The following is a 19,853-nucleotide window of genomic DNA, read 5'->3' as shown; positions in this document are numbered from 1 at the left end:
TTACTTTGCTTATTCCAATTCATATTACTCAGATTAATTTGGCAAATGTCAAAATGCGATCTACCAGTGCGGCAGTCTCTGCACGATTCACCGGCGAATCCGTATTCAGCATACCTGCATTGCCCTGTACGATGCCCTGTTGAGCGGCGAACCGGACTGCATCTGCTGCCCAGGCGGATACCTGGTTGGCATCACGGTATGTCGATTGGAGTGAAGTGCTGCTTGCTGTGCTCGTATCAATATTGGCCAGCTTGACCGCACGTACCAGAATGGCAATCGCTTCTTCACGGCTGATATTGCGGTCAGGCTTAAATGTGCCGTCCGCATAACCGTTGAGCAGTCCATATTGCGCAGCGGCACCTACATACGACTGATACCAGCTGCCTCCAGCCACATCGCTGAAGGAGCGGCCTGTACCCTGCTGATCGACAAGTCCAAAGGCGCGTACAGCGACAGCTGCGAATTCCGCACGGGTAATATTGCGGTTAGGTTCAAATGCCGTCTGATTGACACCCTCGACAACCATCCGGGAAGCCATATCTTCGATCGCTGTCCGTCCCCAGTGATTGGCTACATCGGCAAAGCTCTTCTCGTTTTCCACCAATGCGTACGTTCCGGTGCTGACGAGACTGTTGATCTGCGCGTAGTACTGATCTCCAATCTGGGTCACGCGGGTCGGTACATGCATAAAGGAAGACTGGTCTTCGTTATAGATGATTCCGGTGGTAATCCGGGACAGGTCATATCCTTCCGGCAGCGGAATCAGGCGCTGTCCGTATTGTTCGAAATTCGGTACCGTTATTTGCTCTCCACCATAACTTGCTGCCACGCCAAAATTGGTAGCCGTGGAGCTGACCAATGTCACATTGCGTGTGGTCGCTGCATTTTGCAGTCCCTCGGACTGTGCCGTTCCTGTCGGTGCAATCGTGATGATATACTGCAGATTCTGCAAATCGGAAGCTGCATTGTTCCGGGAGGCAATGGTAGTCACACCAAGCTGTCTGGCCGGTAGAATATACCGACCTCGTGCAGACTGCAGTTCAATCGCACCGTTGCGATCATCCAGCCACTTGGCGATCGTTCCATCCAGCTCTGTACGTATAGTGCTTCCATCTGCCGGAGCCGGAATTACCAGGCGGTTGCGATCCGAATTGTCCAGCGACTGAATCGCCTGGCTGCTGTTTACCCGGATACGGGTAACCTGTGTTCCGTTCTCCTGCTCGCGAATCACGGTAGCGATCGTTGCATTTGTTACCGGGTCAGCCAGCGTGGTTCCTGTATCGGTGCCCGATCCAGGCGTAGTCGGTGTGGTTCCTCCATTCGTGCCCGGAGTGGTACCTGATCCACCGCCTCCACCTCCGCCGGAGTTGTTGTTATCATCGTCGTCATCGTCATCATCACGGGAAGTGACGGTAACGTTAATACGAACGGACAGACCTTGATATTCGGCTGTAATCACTGCAGTACCTGCATTAACCGCGGTAATCAGACCGTTAGCATCTACAGTAGCCACACCCGGGTTGGACGAAGTATAAGTCAGCCCCTCGGTAATGGTCTTGACAGTGCCATCATCATAGACCGCCTGAATAACGGTCTGCTGGGTATTTCTCTCGGTAATCGCGTATTCTGTACGCTCTGCAGTCAGTTCCGTCACTACCGGATCGGTGGTGACCGTCACACTGATATCAATCGTCTTGCCCCCATACTCTACAGTAATAGTCGCTGTTCCTGCTTTTACTGCGGTAATGACGCCATTATTGTTGGCGGAAGCTACAGTCGGGTCAGACGATGTATAAGTCGCATCTTCCGTAACCGTCTTGACGGTTCCGTCATCATATACAGCCTGGATTACTGTCTGCTGTGTGCTTCCCTGCTTTAATGTATACTCTGTACGGTCGGTGGACAGATTCGTAATGACCGGCGCCGTATACGTCACGTTGACCGCAGCCTGGGCACTCGATCCCTTGTATACGGCTGTAATAACCGTATTTCCCTCGGCCACACCGGTTACCAGACCTGTTGCATTGACCGAAGCGATACTCGGATTGGCCGAACTGAATGTTACACCGCTCGTGACGGTATACAGCTCACCGGTCTCCTCATAGACAGCCTGCACTACCGTCTGATGGGTAGTACCCAGTTTCAAATTATATGCATTACTGTCCAGAACCAGAGGCGGAGTCTCCTTGGTCGTGAAGCTCTCTGTTCCGGATGCATAGGTTGTGCCATACGCATCTACTGCATAAGCCCGGTAGGTGTAATTGGTAGACGGCGTCAGAGTGCCTGCCAGTACAGTAAATGCTCCTATACCCGTCTCCGTGCTGGCATATCGTGTCACCGTATTGGTAGCCGTATTCGTAACGGCAATCCCTTTCTCGACTACAGAAGTTTTGCCCTCTGCCTGTACTTCACCCGACAACTGTGCGGAATTGGAAGTAACCAGGGCAGATGCGCCAGTGACTACGAGCGGCGCTGCCTGCAGGGTCCATGTCTGATTGATAATTGTACCTGTCGACCCAAATCCGCCAAAGGACAATACCTGATCATGTGCAGGGTCATAGAGCATGCCGATATGCCCGCGCGCTGTAGTTGTCAGATTGCGCTGGGTCCAGCCGCTGCCGGTCCAGAACCAGGTATCTCCGATCATCTGACCGGAACCCGGAATTTCACCGCCAAACAGAATAACATTGGCTCCATCATAGGCAAGTCCGTAAGCCATCCGTACAGGCGGGCTTGTGGCTGCATTTTGCTGTGTCCATGTTGTGCCATCCCATGTCCACGTATCATTAAGGAAACCTTCTTCGGAATTCCCGCCGAACATCAGCAGATTACCGCTGACCGGATCATAGGTCATCTGCCCAAAGTTACGGGCGGTAGGACTTGTCGCTGGTGACTGAAGTGCCCAATCGCTGCCGGTCCAGATCCATGTCTCGCTGGATTGTCCATCAGGGGTATAACCACCAAACAGAACGATATTATTGCGGGTCTGATCAGTCGCCATATAAGGCGTTCCCCGCGGAGTCGGCGTATGCGCTGGATTTAACTGCTGCCAGTTGCTGCCGGTCCATGCCCAGGTATCTCCGATGACTCCGGTCGGGCTGTCTCCTCCGAACATAATGATGCGCTGGGAGATCGGATCATATGCCATACCGCCGCCGCTCCGGCGACCCGGTACGGTGGCAGGAGACAACTGCTGCCAGTTCGTACCATTCCACATCCATGTGTCATTGAGCTGATTGACACTTCCACCTACGTAACCACCAAACATCAGAACATTGCCTGTAGTTGGATCATACGCCATTAGTGGAGCTGTCCGTCCAGAAGGTACGGTTGCCGGAAACTTTTGTGTCCATGCATAATTACCATCGGTTGCTGCCGAAGCAGTGGATGCTCCGCCAAACCAGCCAGTAGGCAAAGTAACTACCAGAAGAAAAGATAACAACAGCAACATCGATTTTCTCAAAACCCGGGCACTCGACAATAGACTCTAACCTCCTATGTGTTTACCTATAATAGAAAAAAATGTTTATAATGTATATTTAAAACAAGATGAATCCAAACAAACAACCAAAATAGCCAATTTGCGTATATTTTTATTTTTTCTATCCAGCTGTTCGGCTATCGGTTTATTGCCAATATCATCAAGCAAAAAAAGACTCCAAATCCGAAAATAAGGATTTGGAGTCTTGAATGATATGGAGCTTACTAATTACTGGCGATCTGGACGGTTGTATTCTCATCCAGCAGCGCTACATTATTGGAGACCACCTGATCGCCTGCGTATAGGCCCTTGGTGATCAGCGTCTGGGAACCGGCCGTAATGCCTACCGTTACCGGTTTGCGTACAGCCTTGCCTTTGACCACTGCATAGACGTAAGACTGCTTGCCATCCTGCTGAATCGCCTTGGTCGGAATAATGATTCCTTCTTTGGCATCATCACCAACAAAGCTCACATCTGCCAGCATGCCGGTCTTAAGCGTGCCATCCGGGTTGCTGACCGCCACCTCTACCGGATAACCATTACCGCTGTCATCCATCGGATTGATGTTTTTCACTTTGCCATTCGCCACGATACCGGACGAAGACACATTCACCTGTACCCGGTCACCGGCCTGAATACCGTTGATCTCTTCTGCAGGGACATAGATCAGAATGTTCACTTGATCCAGATTAGCGATGACCAGTGACGGAGCGGCCGAAGACACCATTTCGCCGGCTTCCACATTTTTGGTAACGACAATACCGTTAATAGGTGATTTGACGACCGCATTATCCAGCGCATCGCGGGCGATATCGATATTCACCTGTGCCTGTTCCACCTTTTGTCGGCTTGCTTCGACACCGGCTGTACTCTGGGACACCTCCAGCTGACGCTGGGCATTATTGTATCCTTCGCTCGCATTGGTATAGCTGCTGTTCGCATTTTTATAAGCGGACTGTGCGGTAGCCAGTCCTTTCTGGGCCGTCACCTGTGAATTACGGGCGGCTTCCAGCTGCTCCTGTGCATTGGCACGTGCATTGACCGCATTGTCGTACGCGGTCTGGGCGCTGACGACGGCTGCCTGAGCCTGTTCCAGCTGTGCCTGCGTCGCCAGTCCGTTATCCGCCAGCGATTGGGTACGTGTCAGCGCAGACTTGGCAGTAGCCAGTGCTTCCTGGGTCTGCTTGATCGTATTACCGGCTGTAGAAATGGCTGTCTGCGCCTGCTTCACGGCTGTATTGGCCTGATTGACTGCCGCCTGGGCCTGATTAATGCCACTCTGCGCCTGGGTGATGGCGCTCTTGGATGAGATGATTCCGTTCTTGGAGCTGACCAGACCCGATGAAGCGGAGACTACACCGGTCTCGCGGGAAGTCTCCGCCGTCTTGACGCCTGCCTGTGCTGCCTTGGCATCCGACTGGGCAATCTTCAGTTTGTTGCGCAGATCGTCGTCATCCAGTCGGAACAGTACCTGACCCGGCTTGACCTGTGCACCCACGTCTACAGTCACATTGTCCACCTTGCCGGCGATTTTGGGCATAATATTTACGGTAGCCGAAGGATGTACGGTACCCGTATAGATATTACCCTGACCGAGCATTCCCTTCTGGGCCTGGCTCACCTTAACGGTAACATTCATAGCCTGTGCCGCTTCGTTGCCTGTCGAACATCCTGCCAGCAGGGTCGTGCTCAGGACAAGCGCTGCGGCCGTAACTTCCCATTTTCCTCTTTTCATTGCTCGCTTCCCTTTCTTTCTGTAATGGCTGATTTCTATTTCCATAACGATCGTTCCGAATTATCCATTATGCCTGCGCGGGTGCTTCCTCGGTAATCATGATTTCTTTGGATTTCTTTTTCCGGCTGATAAACAGGAACATCAGCGGCAGACAGCAGAACAGCGGGATCGAAGACAGCAGGAACGTATCCGCAATGCCCCGTGAATAAGCATCCAGCGAGATCAGACCGGTCGCACTGGACAGCCAGGAGCTGCCAAGTGCCGACTGCAGGTACTGCCCGCCTTCCACAGTGACCGACTCGGCGATATGCTGCGTATGCAGGGCGGTACGGCTCTGCATGATAAAAGTAAAGATCGCGATCGCCATCGAACCTGCCAGCGTACGGATCAGATTGGATGCGGCCGAGGCACTGCTGACTTTGGCGGCAGACACTTCCTCCGCAATAGCGTTCATTCCCACCGTGGACAACGGCATCAGACAGAGTCCGATTCCCATCCCGCGGACAACCATAACCGTCTCGAACCATAACCGGGATGTCTGCGGGGTCAGCGTGTGCAGATGATAGGTCATCACGCTGGTCAGCGTCAGACCGAACAGGCATAGCGGCACAATACCGATCTTGTCCACCAGTTTGCCGGCAATCGGCATCATCAGCGCCATCGCTACCGCCTGCGGCAGCAGGATCAGACCCGTGTTGATTGCCGAGTACGACTGGATATTTTGCAGGAAAAGAGGCGCCAGAAAGGTTCCGCCCATCATACCCATCATGACAAAGCTGGAAGCGACCACACTGATCGTAAATTTGTAGTTTTTAAATAATGAAATATCGATAACCGCGTTATCCTTGCCGCGTTCCACATAGATCAGGAACACCAGCGACCAAAACGCGATAAACAGCAGCCCGACAATCTTGAACGACGTCCAGCCGGACGAAGATCCGTTGGACAGTGCGTACAATAGTGTGCCTGCACATGTAGCAGACAGCAGGAAGCCCAGCACATCGAACTTGATCGGCTGATTTTTGGGCGGCTCCTTGATCAGCAGGAAAATCATCAGAAGCGCGAAAAGGGCAATCGGTACACAGGCGATAAACAGGAACCGCCAGTTAAACCATTCGATCAGATAACCGCTCAGTGTCGGCCCGATCGCTGGTGCCGCCATCGCTGCAATCCCCCACAGACCAACGGCAAAGCCGATCTGTTCGCGCAGCATAATTTTGTACACGATCGTCATACTGAGCGGCATAATCAGCCCGCCACCCAGACCTGCGAGAATCCGGGCAGCGATCAGTGAAGTATCATTCCAGGCAAAAGCGCAGATCAGCGTACCGATCGTGAAAACGGACAATGCCAAAAGCATGAACTTCTTGTAGCCGATCCGCTGCTCCATAAAGCCGGTAATGGGCACGATAATCCCGGAAGCCAGCGTGTAGCCGGTAATGACCCACTGGATACGGGTCGTGGTCGATCCCAGATCGGTCGTCAGCTGGGGAATCGCCACGTTGATCAGACTGTTGTTCAGTACAGCGACAAATGTGCCGAGTACGATTGACCAGAAGGCAAACCAGCGCTCCCTGGACGTTAGCGTCTCGGCGGTCGAAGGAGGAGCGGTTACAGTTGCAGCAGACACGTCGACTCCCCCTTTATGAAGTATGAATCTTGACTTCCACGTTCGTGCCCGGGATCAGCTTCATACCTTCCGGCACATTCAGCGCGATTTCAACCGGAATCCGCTGGGTGACTTTGTTAAAGTTACCGCTCGTGTTGGTCGCGGGAATAACGGAAAAGACCGAATTGGACGCCTGTCCCACTTTGCGGACTTTACCCTGAATGACCTGGTCGCCGGCAGCGTCAAGCGTAATATCGACCAGCGCGCCCAGCTTGATACGGCTGATGTCCGTCTCTTCGATATTGGTGGATACGTACAGACTGTTCATGTCTGCCATGATCGCTATCGTTGAACTCGGCGAGGCAATTTCATTCACTTTGGAATACAGCTTGATTACGGTGCCGCTGATCGGTGCACGCACCACGGACTTGCTGATGGAGCTGGATTCCAGACCGGATACATCCTGCTCGGCGATCGGCTCGTTTTTTTGCAGAGTGTCGCCTTCTTCAATATCAATATGGTTCAGACGTGCAGTCAGCTGCGGCATGACTTTGTACTGGTCCGCGGTAATTCGGGCATCGTCACTTTTCACAAAATAAGCGCCCTGGTACCAGTAGTAGTAGCCCAGTGCTCCGCCGCTCACGACGAGCAGCACAATCAGAACCCATAACGTGATTTTCTTTCTCACTTCTTCCACCTCAGACTCATATATTTGGCGATCCTGGTATGGATCAGGAGAGCTCATCCTTCATCCGCTGGATGACTCCCAGCAGGTCCTTCAGATTATCCAGCTCATGCTGACGGCCGGACTGTCCATACCTAATCAGAAAGGCGTAACACTCTTCATAGCCTGCCTCCACATTTTGCGGCTGCCAGGATGCGGTACGCTTTTTCATCTCATCCAGTTCCTGTTCCTTCTGCTCAATCGCTTCACTGAGCATGTATAGGATACGGTCGATATCGACCAGCTTGACAAAGAAAAGAGGCGCCAGCAGAGAGCGAATATCCTTTGGATGTTTGAAGCTTTTGTAGATCATGTCCTTGAGCGCTTCCCGGCCGCTCTCTGTTATGGCATAGTTGCTTTTGTCCGGGTGGCCTTCCGATTGCACGGTCTCTACCTTTTCGAGATATCCCTTTTTGTAGAGGGCATCGAAATTATAGTAGAGATTGCCATCGGTAATGCTGACGGTGTTGCTTGTGTTTTCCAGGATCCGTTTCTTGATGTCATACGGGTGACGCTCTTCATGCCAGAGCGAACCCAGGATATAGATTTGTAAAGACAATACATTCCCCTTTCCGCTGTTCTTACTTGTCGTCGTTCCATTTGGAACATGCTATATATTTTGGCTTCGACTCTGTATAGGGTACTCTGTACAGAGTATGTCTGTTGATTAATATACGCACTTTTGCATTAGCTGTCAATCTATTAGGTAACCTATTAATTTGAAAATGGATTTTTAGAGTGCTAGCATGTTATCTGTTCCTGATTTTGCAGTTTTAAAATTTGCAATATTCTCTATATAGTAGATGAAGGAAATCACCAAATAATTGAACTGGCCTGTCACAAATCGGGATTCCCGATTGTTATACAGCTGAATGAAATGAATAAAAGGGGCGGAAGATGATGCCTGGTACTTCAAATCCAAGCGAGAATTACAAAGTACAAACCATCGTGGAACAGGTACAGCAGGGTAATACCGAAGCGTATAGTGAACTCATACATATTTTTCAGAGACGGATCTATGTCTACTGTCATTATCTGCTCGGCAACAATGAGGAGGCCGAAGATGCTGTGCAGGAAGTGCTGGTCAAGGGATATTACGAGATTCGCCGCTTCCGGCATGCAGTCTCTTATTCCGCCTGGCTCTACCGCATTGCCTACAATCACTGCATGAATGTGCTGAAAAAGAGAAAACGTCAGCGCTCCACCCTGCAGGATTATATATCCAGCTACAGCAGCCGGCTCACCTACGAGATGGATCATTCCGATCAGCTCGACCAGCTGCTGGAACAGCTCAAGCCGGAGGAAAAGCATATTCTCATTCTGAAAGTGGTTGAACAGTACACCTTTGATGAGATGGAAGTCATTACCGGTATCCGCAATACCACACTTCGCAAAAAGTACGAGCGCATACGCAAAAAGCTCAGTTCAACGAAGCGTAAAGGAGGAATACTGCATGCACGATCCTATGGAACGACCAAATGAGGAACAACTCAAATTATGGGAAGCGAGTATCCGAACCATGCATAAAAACGATGTAGATTTAACCGACCAGATTATGAACCGCATTCGTGAGCAATCCACCAGCAATCGTAACAACGAACGACCAGAGGTCAAGCTCGCCCGAACCGGCCTGATTGCCGTATCCGTAGCTGCTATGCTATTTCTGGGATTGGCCAGCAGCGCCTATGTCTCACCATCCATGGCCAGAGCCCTCAAGGAAATTCCTGGTGCCAGTCACATTTTTGCCATGACCGGAGACGCCGGACTAAGGACAGCCGACGAACAGGAACTGCTTACCCGTACCGCACTGGCAGACAGCCATAACGGTCTGAGTATTCAGGCGCCTGAATTTATGTATGATGGCACACGGTTTTCGATTGCCTTGAAGCGCCAGCCGGACAGTGGACAAACGCCGCAGCAGAGCCTGATCCAATCGATTCAGGATGTGCAGCTGCAGATTGATGGAGAACCGATCAGTACGTATGCCGGCGCCAATGGAGATAATACAGTCGATCCAATGATGATACCCGGCTACGATCCCGATACGCTTATTATGGAATTCTCGGATCGGCGTAATCAGCAGGGGCCAGCTTTTCCGGATCAATTTCAATTAACCGTACAAATGAAAATTGATGGAGCCAAGCAGCCTTTCATTATTGATCTGCCAGTTCAGAAAAATACACAGGCGATGAAAATTATTACGCCAAATATTCAGCGGCATGACCAGAATATCCTGTTCACTGTAGCTAAAATGGAATTAACGCCAATTACAACGAATATTACAACCCGAATTCAATTACCCGACGATCAAAAAATAGATCTGGATACACTGATGATGAATTATGATGTGGTAGATGACCAGGGTCACAAGCTACCTGGGTTAAGCGGAGGACACGGTTATTATGAGCATAACGGCAGCACACTGACTACGGATAGCCGCTTTGCTCCTTTTACCACTCTGCCCAAATCCATTACGATCAAGCCTTATCGACAGCTGCTGCAGAAAGATGATCCCAGCCAGTTCCAGCAGGATGCAAACGGAAATATCAAAGTCGAATATTTGCCGGAACTGCAGGTTACTATCCCGCTGAACCAATAAACCCAAAAAGCAAGGAAGCGTTTATCCGCCTCCTTGCTTCTTTATGTTCATCTATGGATGCCTGCTATTGTTGTCAGCCAGGTACTACAATAAATGTATATACACCCAGCGGTCGGCCATTGGCTTTGTACGCCTGTACCTGTGCTGTACCATAGCCAATCATAATTACATCGCTCCCCGACAGCCTTACCACATCGCTGCCCTGCAGAATACGCCAACTGGAACCGTTCATGCCGAATCTGCCACCCAGTCCATGGAAAGTTTGCGACAGATCCTGTGTATTCATGCCACCGGAACCGGCATGAATATCGGGCGTAAATGTAACCGTCACCGTTGCATCCTGCAGTGCAGATGCTTCCACTGCTGTAGGTTGGAGTGATGCTGCAGATACCTCTGCTGCTCCACTTATGGATAAGGCTAGAACAGCCGCTGTGCAGGCGATTATTCCTTTTTTCATTCTAATTTCTCCCTTTTATGTAAATTTGAGTACATATTGAAATCTATTACATCCATATGCGCAGGTCAATACTTTTAATTTGAAATACGCCAACAATAAAAATTCGCCAAACCGTGGTCCACAAATTACCTTAAAATCCAAGTCTTATATTTGTCACTTTTTACATTTAAAATAGAAGGTGCAGCTTGTATCAGGCTGCTTCTTTCTATGCCTATTTGCAGATGCTGCTCAATCACCACGTGATCTCACCAACCAAGAAGGAGTTGTATTATGTCTAACCCTATTCAACATGCAGTCGTGATCGGAGCCGGAATCGGAGGATTATCCGCTGCGATTTCCCTGCGAAAAATCGGACTGAATGTGACAGTATGCGAAGCCAGCGCCGAAGATGCGCCTGCCGGAACCGGAATTACCCAGCCGCAGAATACATTCAAAGTACTTAAAGATCTAGGTATCTATGAAGAATGTCTGCGAGAGGGTATCCAGCTGGACAGCATGCAGATTCTGAACCGGGAAGGCCGGGTACTGCTGGAAGTAAACCAAAAGTTCCTGAATGAAGACCTCCCCGGACGCAATTCGATATGGCGTTCCAGCCTGAACCGGATTCTGCTGTCGACTGCGCTGTCTCTTGGCGTGAAGGTCCAGTGGAATCGCAAGCTGAAGGCCTACGAAGAAAGCGATACGGGCGTGACGATCCACTTTGAGGATGACAATATTCTTCATACCGATCTGCTCGTGGGCTTTGACGGTATTCGTTCCCGGGTACGCAATATCATGCTGGGACGTGAAGTAACATCTCGTTATCTCGGTATAGGCTCCTGGCGTGTACCGATTGAGTTCCCGGAAGGTACGCTTACCACGACCAGCTATATGCTGCTGAATGGCAGCAGTAAAGTAGGGATTTTTCCATTAACGGCAACTACCGGCTATCTGTTTATCCTCAAGCCGGTCGCCGAAGAATACTGGGACCCCAAGGAGCAGCGCTACGAGACCGTCCGTTCCATGCTGGACCCGTTCCAGTGGAAGCCGGATTTCCTGCGCAGCTGCTTTCAGCCGGACAGTCCCATCCTGTTCAATATGATCCGGGAAGTGGTACTGGAGGAGAAGTGGTTCAGTCAGCGCGTCGTGATTGGCGGCGATGCTGCTCATGCCAGTGCGCCGAATCTGGCTCAGGGTGCAGCGATGGCTATGGAAGACGCGATTGTACTCGCAGAAGAAATCGCACGCGGCGATTCCCTGCCAGATGCATTGGCGGCTTATTACAATAGAAGATACCCTCGGGCGAGTGAAATACAGCGACTGTCCGCCGAATTGCTGGAAGGTGAAATGTCCGGTAAGGATAATCAGCAGACCATTATTCAGCAGTGTGATGCTTTGCTGGAAGAAGCGTATTAAGTATCGATCTTGTCGGTTCTGCTCCCTGCCGGAAGCCTATCCATGATCTGTCCGGCAGGTGGATCGCTTTGCTCCATGGATCTGTTTGAATTAAGAAAGTTCTGCAAAAAAGCACCTGCAAAGGTGCTTTTCTTATTTATTCTCGGATATTCCCGGAAATACAGGCCCAAAGATGATATGTTCCTGCTGGTTGTGATAGGCTGGATATAAGCCATTTTTACTGCCACACCGGCATAATGTATTTGCTATCCACTATACGTCGATGATCCTGGCATAATTGACTGACTATATAACCGGAGGTACATGTATGAATTTGATTATTTTCGGTGCTACCGGCCGGACTGGACGTGAGCTGGTTACCCAGGCACTGGAACAGGGGCACTCTGTCACCGCTTTCGTACGTGATTCGACCCGGATGCATATGACGCACGACCATCTGAAACTCGTTCACGGCAATATCGACAGCTATCCGGACATCCTCAGCGTCGTGCAGTCGACCCGTTATGATGCAGCTCTGTTCGCCCTGGGTTCCAAAAGTCCTTTCCGGCGCAATCCCGTCCTGAACAAAGCGATGCAAAATATTATTCGCGCCATGGAAGACAGCGATACCGAGCGGTTTATCCATATTTCCTTTGTCGGTACCCGTCCGGATGCGGGCAGACTCGGTATGATGTACCGGTTCGTTATTCCGGTATTTATGAGGAATCTGCTGGCCGATCACCGGGAAAAGGAACAGATGCTTCATAACAGCAGCCTCGACTGGATGATCGCCCAGCCGCCGATGCTGACCAACGGACCCCGTACCGGTGAGTACACATACAGCGCCGGTATCGATAAAGGCAAAGCCGGCAAGCTCAAGCTCTCTCGCGCCAATCTGGCGGATTTCATGCTCAAACAGCTCGAAGACCATGCCTACAGCCGCAAGGAAGTCTTTGTCACCGAATAGCAAAGCCGGACCACCGGAACAGACCAAACAGACCACTTCGCCATGAAGCGGCCTGTTTTTTTGTATTTACGCACCCGGGATAGACGGTCCGGTTCCTCGATGCAGACAGGTCATTTCGGCTGCTGCCTACCTATACGTGCTTATAGGATTTGCATAAAAAAGCTGCCCCTTTCAGCGGAGCAGCTGCCTTTGTCATATCGTCAAATGGTAAAATATCCTGCTGATCCGTCTGCTTACCAGTCAATCTACATCAAATGGCAGCCGGATCTTGATCCGGTGGCTACAGCAGGTTATGCCGATCTTCAATAATGTTTTTCATGCTGACCTGCGATTTGGAAGGACCGAACTGCACGAGCTTCTCCTGGAAACTGGCCAGCTCCTGCATGGAAGAGGTCTGTACCTTGATCATATAGTTGTACTCGCCGCTGATCCGGTGCAGGTCTGTCACTTCCAGCGCGTGCTCGCAGAAATCGACGATCTCCTGGCAGCGCTCGGTTTTGACCATAATAAACGTCGTCATCGAACGATCCAGCTTGGCCCAGTCGAATATGGCGCTGTAGCCGGTAATTACACCGCTTTCCTCCAGCCGAATAATGCGTTCACGAATGGATGGAGCCGACAGGTTCAGTTCCTTGCTCAGCTGGGCTGCAGTGATTCGGCCGTTCTGCTGTAGTTTTTGCATAATTTTAAGATCCATTTCGTCGATGGAAGATGTCATCATATCATTTCTCCTCTATACGGATCAGCCGAGTACCAGAAAAAAAGCAAACAAGGCTTATTTCCTTCTTTTCCAAATCCATACCCGCTGATTTCCTTGGTCTGCTCATATATCGTCAGGGCAGTCTTTTTTATACTAAAGCTATCATACCACGAAGGAGATCCAAGAATGGGAATTAACGGATTACCACATTTCGCCGTTCAGGCGAAGAACTATGAATAGACACTGACTTCTTACCGGTAGATGCTGGGATTTCAGAGGGGGGGTATCACTGGAGTCTGCTATCGGTTGAATGACTTGTCACAGTTTATAATGAAGAACGTTGAGGACCTACTGCCAAGACGTTCTTTTTGCGTTTTAACCTAGGATGCGTAATGATAGATAGTGACAACTTGTATAATAAAAGCAATCCGATCGATCAACGATATGCTGGTCTTTCTGCTCGTTGGGAGGAGCCGGTCTCCTATAGATATTCATATCCTTATACGGAAAGGAAGCGATCACCGATGAAAAAGCAGCATTCTTCTCCGCTTGGAGAATTTATCAAATCACGTCGGGAGCGGCTGCAGCCGAATCAGGCCGGTATTCAGCCGCTGCCGGGAAGACGGCGTACGCCAGGGCTGCGAAGAGAGGAAGTCGCGTATCTCGCCAATATGAGCGTGACGTATTATACGTGGCTGGAGCAGGGACGGGAGACCAATCCTTCGCCTGAAGTACTCGGCAGCATCAGTGCCGCGCTGCAGCTGAGTATGGATGAACATCGCCATCTGCTCGATCTCGCCAGAAACGAGTCTGCCCGTCATGCCAACCCCAATGAGAATACGCCATCCGATACCGGATTTTTGCAAAGTATTGTAGATCAGCTGCACTATCCTTCCTTTATCACGGATGAAGGCACCAATATTATCGCCTGGAACCGCGCAGCCGAGCTGGTTATTGCGGATTTTGGCCGCCTGCCGGAGCAGGACCGTCATATGAGTCATGTGCTTTTTCTGGATGACGATTACCGTCGGCGGCTGCTCAATTGGGAGCAATTTGCCCGTTACAGTGTGGCAATTATGCGTACACGGTTTGAATTTTTCCAGGATAACCCGGTCTATATGGATCGGTTTGCCCAGCTGCAGCGGGAGAGCGATATCTTCACTTCCCTGTGGGACAAATACGAAGTCCAGCAAAAGCGGGTCACGACCGCCCAGTATCAGATGACAGATGGTTCGATCATGGAATTCACCATTCATTACACGGCCGTGATCGACAATGATCCGGGGTTGCACTGGTGTTTCTTTGTACCCGTACCGGGTTCGGGAACGGAAGAGAGACTGCGGCAAGCGCTGGAGCAGGACCAGCAGCGCGGATAAGCATGTGCTGTGTTGATTATGATCTTCAACAATCAATAGATGTAAAGACTTTGGGCTGCAAAATGTAACACCTATGGAGAAGCGTCTTGTTACAGGCGAACAATAATATGACGAATGGATAAGTTCGAATATCTTTCCAAGGCATAGGAGCGCTATTTGCATTCTATGCAGATTCATCCTCTTCGTTATGACTATACACAGACAAAACAGCCCTTTCAGAAAATAAATTTCGAAAGGGCTGCCGTTTAGTCGTATAGGATAGACAGATAACCTGCAATTCCAGTGCAAACGACAGATTCACAGCCAAACGATATACCTGCTTCTGGATATATGCACTTACAAATTTACCAATATACAAACTTGTAGAGGCATAGCTCTGTACGTTTACATACTTACTGGATGATCGCTACTTCACTGGCTCTCCAAACACTTCCGGCTCGGTAACCATTTTCAGGGAATCGATACTCGGATGCTTTTCTTCGCTTAGTTCCAGCGTTCTGGTCGTCGACTCGAAGATCTCGTGGAACATGTCCGGGTGATCCGCCAGGGCGATCCCGTAGGAAGGAATCATTTCCTTGATCTTGGGCTCCCATTCATTCATCCGCTGCGGGAAGCATCTTTGCAGCACTTCCAGCATGACATGTACCGCAGTCGATGCACCCGGAGATGCGCCCAGCAGGGCAGCGACCGAGCCGTCGGCTGCGCTGACCACTTCGGTACCGAACTGCAGCGTCCCTTTGCCGCTTGGCGTGTCCTTGATGACCTGCACACGCTGTCCGGCGACCACGATCTCCCACTCTTCCAGCTTGGCATTGGGAATAAATTCACGCAGCTCTTCCAGCCGTTTGTCGTTGGAGAGCATAACCTGCTGGATCAGGTACTTGGTCAGTCCCATTTCCTTGGCACCGGCGGCCAGCATGGTGAACAGGTTATTCGGTTTGACCGACCCGATCAGATCGAGATTGGAGCCTGTTTTGAGGAACTTCGGCGAGAAGCCGGCGAACGGGCCGAACAGCAGCGCCTTTTTGTTCCCGATATACCGGGTATCCAGATGGGGAACCGACATTGGCGGTGCGCCGACTTTGGCTTTGCCGTATACTTTGGCATGGTGACGGGCGACTACGTCCGGATTGTTGCAGACCATGAACAATCCGCTGACCGGGAAGCCGCCGATATAGCGGGATTCCGGAATACCCGTTTTCTGCAGTAACGGCAGGCTGCCGCCTCCGGCTCCTATAAAGATAAACTTGGTAATATGATGCTCCACTTTGCCATTATCGAGGTTCTGCACTTTGACAGACCACATGCCGTCGCTCGTACGCTTGATATCCTTGATGCTATGTTTATAATGAATCTCTACATTTTTACTTTTCAGATGGTCAAACAGCATGCGGGTCAGCGCTCCAAAGTTCACATCCGTGCCGGAATCGATCTTGGTCGCCGCAATCGGTTCACTGGATGTACGGCCTTCCATGATGAGCGGAATCCATTCTTTCAGCTTTTGCGGATCGTCTGAATATTCCATTCCTTCGAACAGAGGCAGCTTTGATAGCGCTTTAAATCTTTTGTTCAGAAAAGATACATTTTTCTCACCCATCACCAGGCTCATATGAGGGATCGGCTTGATAAAGTCCTGCGGATTGCGAATCAGATTGCTTTTGACCAGGAAAGACCAGAATTGACGGGACAGCTGAAACTGCTCATTGATCTGCACCGCCTTGCTGATGTCTACCGATCCGTCTTCTTTCTCGGTCGTATAGTTCAGCTCGCATAGGGCAGCATGGCCTGTACCCGCATTGTTCCATTCGTTGGAGCTTTCTTCTCCAGCGCTTGCGAGTTTCTCAAACACTTTAATTTCCCATTCCGGTGCTAACTCTTTCAGCAATGATCCCAGCGTCGCACTCATGACCCCGGCACCAATTAAGATAATGTCTGTTTTTTTCTGTATGCTGCTCATAAAAACCTTCCTTATCTCTTATATTTGCAAAAAAGAGCAGGCCCTCCTGCTTAGGATACAAGAAGCAAGGCTCCACTCAGGAACATCCCTTTTCTGTATACAGTATAACTAATAATTTCACTCTATTAAAATTTTATCGACATTGTTCCTCTAATTATAAACCATTTGCAGTTGGAAAAAAAAGTGAGAAGTTTACCCATATAGCATTAATAATACAAAACCGACGGTTTAACTCAGTTATCCAGAAATAAGTTCCTTATTCTCATCCTTATGCCAGGATCATGTCGATTTGCTTGCCAGAATGCCGGTTGCGTTATCGCATGTGCCGTATGCATTGATACGCAGGCTAACCTTTTACCCGGAAAAGGTCGTCGGTATCCTCCATTTCGTACAGGAAGCATCTCTAATCCGGCATCCGGGACGGACGATGGAAAGACGATAGACGGACCTTCCCACTCCGAAAGATCGGTGCTTCGGTAGACAAGCACCGGTAACGATCCATGCCGTTCCACTCCGGCGTGCCACCAGTGTACAGGTAATACATCCGATTCCGCTCATCCGTCAGCACAAACCGATCGCGGGCAGGAATACGCTCCAGACGGTGACCATGCTGCGGATGATGCACATCCGAGGCTGCATTGTAGACAGGCAAGACGACCAGCTCCTTTGAATACGTTTTCATTTTTAAAAGTATACCACTATCTAGCATAGCAATACAGTCAGCTCACTGGTGAACATGGTGCTGGTGGAGTCATGGTTTTGGTTGGAACCCTACGGAAAGCCGCTGTTTGTCATTACCGGGATGAAAAAGTCTCCATTCATGCCATAGCATGCGCTGGATATCCGGCTAAACCATCAGCGGGAACTCGTGCAGCTCAGCCGATACGGCAAGCAGATACTGGCAAAGCGCAGCGGACACTTTCCCCAGTTTACCGAGCCGGAGCTTGTGCTGAAGACGATCAGGGACTGTATTTATTACTATGCCACCAGAACATGAAATCCCTCCGCAATTGCGGTTGGCTGCTTTACCCGAGGATACGACTATGTTAGGGTGTTACCAGTGTCCGTCAGCAGCCAAAGAACCTAAAACAAGGAGAACCTGCCATGCAAAATTTGTATACTAAACCTGTCATTTTCCTGCTCATCGTTGTCTTTCTGCTGTGGATTCTATTACAGCTGGCGATCGACGTTAATCCGATAACCAATCCGTTTAACTATTTTCTGGTTATTATCATTTTCTTTTTTATTATTCGCTATTTCAAAGCTTCCCGTTCCAATAATAGCTAGGAGATATTATTTTACTTCTTCATTCTTTCTTTTTTAAAACAGATTGTCTATTTTCTTCATATGGAAAAAAAGGTATAGTAATTTTATTACATAAAAAGATATTTTTTACGGAGGACTGGTTTTGGAAAAAGATAGGACAAGCATTGAACCGAATCAACGCATTCAGGTACTTGATCAACTTCGTGGTTTTGCATTACTGCTTATTTTTCTGATGAATCTGCCTTCACTGAGCAGGCTCCCCATGGATTATAATGACACTTTGGAGCCTGTACTGCGAGATGACAGCATACTCGCCAATCATCTGTACGATCTGCTGTACCTGCTTTTTCGTGACAGCGCTCGTCCGCTATTTGCCTTTATGTTTGGCATAAGCATGGTGCTGATCTATGAAAGTGTAAAACGGCGCGGCAAAAATCCATTTTTCACTTTGTTCCGGCGGATGCTCGTCCTGATGCTGATTGGCTACATTCATTTTGTATTCATCTGGCATGGAGATATTCTATTGATGTACGCTATGGATGGATTGATGCTGCTGTTGTTTGTCTCGATGTCCGCCTGGCCGCTCTTGCTGTTTGGGCTTCTATCTATATTATTATTTGGAGAGACCGACAGTGGAATTTCAATGCAGGTTAACGAAGAATCAATGAACTTGAGTTGGGGTGTCCAATCACATATCATACATATTGTTAAAAGCTTGTTCTGGTGGGGAACGGATAGCTCATTTGATAGCAACCCTGCGATAGCCAACTTCCTTTATCAATTACAGTTTGCTGTACCTCATCTGTTTTTCTTTATTGCAGGTATGCTCGCTTACCGTCTGAATCTCTTTGGTAGGCTTCCCAAATACAGAGTTGCAGGCTGGATAGCCGCTGTCATTTTACTGGCGGCAGGAATATATGGTAAGAGCGTTATGCTTGATATCAATTCTCCCTTATGGGCGTTAAGTCACCGAAATCTGATTGATTTTTCTGTTTCGCTCGGTATTGCATTCATAATCATTCTGATGAGTTCATCCCGACGGATGTCTATGCTTACCCAGCCTTTTGCGGCAGTAGGGCGGATGGCATTTACCAACTATCTGCTGCAGTCGCTGGTATTCGTCAGTATCTTTATCCCATCGGGAGAATCCATTTTTAGAGAGCATGGACTGCTGAACCAGCTGCCCTACACTATATTACTGCTGCTCTCTTTACTCTTTTTTGGACTGCAAATGTGGGGAAGTCATATCTGGCTCCGGCATTTCTACTATGGCCCCTGTGAATGGCTATGGAGATGGGGAACCCATCTGAAGCTGCCACCGATGCGGCGACGAAACCTTCCTTCTGCAAAAGAAAATACGTCAACTATCCAGATTCCGTAGTTTGACGACCCATATGGTTCCTTATGAAAGATTGAGCTCTTGGCTTTACCAATAAGCAATACGCATACATGAATAACGTAAATAAAGCAGGCGGCTGGTTCAAACAATCAGCCGCCTGCTTTATTTAATTATAAAATCATATGCTCGGGCAACCTATCTGCCGATCACCTGAACAATTTGTATAAAAGTCAGTCGAACAGGACACCACCATTTATATCACCATCAT

General features: G+C 49.5%; 16 protein-coding genes. 7 read left to right on the top strand and 9 right to left on the bottom strand.

Going from position 1 to position 19,853, the window contains the following annotated elements:
* Nucleotides 1–28: 28 nt before the first annotated feature.
* The 5 genes from M1D61_RS00525 to M1D61_RS00505 form a co-directional block, all read right to left on the bottom strand.
* The gene (locus M1D61_RS00525; protein ID WP_458120688.1) at nucleotides 29–3,463 is read right to left on the bottom strand and encodes an S-layer homology domain-containing protein; all 3,435 of its coding nucleotides are present in this window, start codon (nucleotides 3,461–3,463) and stop codon (nucleotides 29–31) included.
* 242 nt (nucleotides 3,464–3,705) lie between these two features.
* Complete coding sequence (locus M1D61_RS00520) at nucleotides 3,706–5,217, bottom strand: efflux RND transporter periplasmic adaptor subunit (protein ID WP_458120687.1); 1,512 nt, start codon at nucleotides 5,215–5,217, stop codon at nucleotides 3,706–3,708.
* A 67-nt stretch (nucleotides 5,218–5,284) separates the two neighbouring features.
* Nucleotides 5,285–6,847: a DHA2 family efflux MFS transporter permease subunit gene (locus M1D61_RS00515; RefSeq protein ID WP_458120686.1), complete on the bottom strand. Its 1,563-nt coding sequence runs from the start codon at nucleotides 6,845–6,847 to the stop codon at nucleotides 5,285–5,287.
* A gap of 13 nt (nucleotides 6,848–6,860) precedes the next feature.
* On the bottom strand, nucleotides 6,861–7,514 hold the full coding sequence (locus M1D61_RS00510) for an efflux RND transporter periplasmic adaptor subunit (RefSeq protein ID WP_046212447.1): 654 nt from the start codon (nucleotides 7,512–7,514) through the stop codon (nucleotides 6,861–6,863).
* 43 nt (nucleotides 7,515–7,557) lie between these two features.
* The gene (locus M1D61_RS00505; protein WP_458120685.1) at nucleotides 7,558–8,109 is read right to left on the bottom strand and encodes a PadR family transcriptional regulator; all 552 of its coding nucleotides are present in this window, start codon (nucleotides 8,107–8,109) and stop codon (nucleotides 7,558–7,560) included.
* A gap of 338 nt (nucleotides 8,110–8,447) precedes the next feature.
* Between M1D61_RS00505 and M1D61_RS00500 the strand changes: the two genes are divergently transcribed.
* Entirely contained in the window at nucleotides 8,448–9,032 is a 585-nt protein-coding gene (locus M1D61_RS00500) for an RNA polymerase sigma factor (protein WP_458120684.1), read from the top strand.
* A complete protein-coding gene (locus M1D61_RS00495) occupies nucleotides 9,004–10,149 on the top strand; it encodes a DUF4179 domain-containing protein (protein ID WP_458120683.1) in 1,146 nt (381 codons plus the stop codon). The genes M1D61_RS00500 and M1D61_RS00495 overlap by 29 nt, the downstream gene beginning before the upstream one ends.
* Nucleotides 10,150–10,222: 73 nt before the next feature.
* Here the strand turns inward: M1D61_RS00495 and M1D61_RS00490 are convergent, their stop codons facing one another.
* The gene (locus tag M1D61_RS00490) at nucleotides 10,223–10,606 is read right to left on the bottom strand and encodes a hypothetical protein (protein ID WP_458120682.1); all 384 of its coding nucleotides are present in this window, start codon (nucleotides 10,604–10,606) and stop codon (nucleotides 10,223–10,225) included.
* Between the two features lie 270 nt (nucleotides 10,607–10,876).
* Between M1D61_RS00490 and M1D61_RS00485 the strand changes: the two genes are divergently transcribed.
* Complete coding sequence (locus tag M1D61_RS00485; protein ID WP_458120681.1) at nucleotides 10,877–12,001, top strand: FAD-dependent monooxygenase; 1,125 nt, start codon at nucleotides 10,877–10,879, stop codon at nucleotides 11,999–12,001.
* A 307-nt stretch (nucleotides 12,002–12,308) separates the two neighbouring features.
* Entirely contained in the window at nucleotides 12,309–12,947 is a 639-nt protein-coding gene (locus M1D61_RS00480) for an NAD(P)-dependent oxidoreductase (RefSeq protein ID WP_458120680.1), read from the top strand.
* Between the two features lie 280 nt (nucleotides 12,948–13,227).
* Here the strand turns inward: M1D61_RS00480 and M1D61_RS00475 are convergent, their stop codons facing one another.
* Nucleotides 13,228–13,668, bottom strand: a complete 441-nt coding sequence (locus M1D61_RS00475; RefSeq protein WP_458120679.1) for an Lrp/AsnC family transcriptional regulator — start codon at nucleotides 13,666–13,668, stop codon at nucleotides 13,228–13,230.
* A gap of 503 nt (nucleotides 13,669–14,171) precedes the next feature.
* On the opposite strand from M1D61_RS00475, the gene M1D61_RS00470 reads away from it, so the two are divergent.
* Nucleotides 14,172–15,023, top strand: coding sequence for a helix-turn-helix domain-containing protein (locus M1D61_RS00470; RefSeq protein ID WP_458120678.1), 852 nt, complete (start codon nucleotides 14,172–14,174; stop codon nucleotides 15,021–15,023).
* A 406-nt stretch (nucleotides 15,024–15,429) separates the two neighbouring features.
* On the opposite strand, the gene M1D61_RS00465 is transcribed toward M1D61_RS00470, so the two are convergent.
* Together M1D61_RS00465 and M1D61_RS00460 are read right to left on the bottom strand one after the other, a co-directional pair.
* Nucleotides 15,430–16,980, bottom strand: coding sequence for a malate:quinone oxidoreductase (locus M1D61_RS00465; protein WP_458120677.1), 1,551 nt, complete (start codon nucleotides 16,978–16,980; stop codon nucleotides 15,430–15,432).
* A 403-nt stretch (nucleotides 16,981–17,383) separates the two neighbouring features.
* Nucleotides 17,384–17,632, bottom strand: a complete 249-nt coding sequence (locus M1D61_RS00460) for a hypothetical protein (protein ID WP_458120676.1) — start codon at nucleotides 17,630–17,632, stop codon at nucleotides 17,384–17,386.
* A 452-nt stretch (nucleotides 17,633–18,084) separates the two neighbouring features.
* On the opposite strand from M1D61_RS00460, the gene M1D61_RS00455 reads away from it, so the two are divergent.
* Together M1D61_RS00455 and M1D61_RS00450 are read left to right on the top strand one after the other, a co-directional pair.
* The gene (locus M1D61_RS00455; protein ID WP_458120675.1) at nucleotides 18,085–18,267 is read left to right on the top strand and encodes a hypothetical protein; all 183 of its coding nucleotides are present in this window, start codon (nucleotides 18,085–18,087) and stop codon (nucleotides 18,265–18,267) included.
* Nucleotides 18,268–18,388: 121 nt separating this feature from the next.
* The gene (locus M1D61_RS00450; protein WP_458120674.1) at nucleotides 18,389–19,627 is read left to right on the top strand and encodes a DUF418 domain-containing protein; all 1,239 of its coding nucleotides are present in this window, start codon (nucleotides 18,389–18,391) and stop codon (nucleotides 19,625–19,627) included.
* Nucleotides 19,628–19,853: the final 226 nt, after the last annotated feature.

This window comes from Paenibacillus sp. Z6-24, from assembly GCF_054161335.1.
This window is presented reverse-complemented; position numbering and strand designations above follow the sequence as displayed.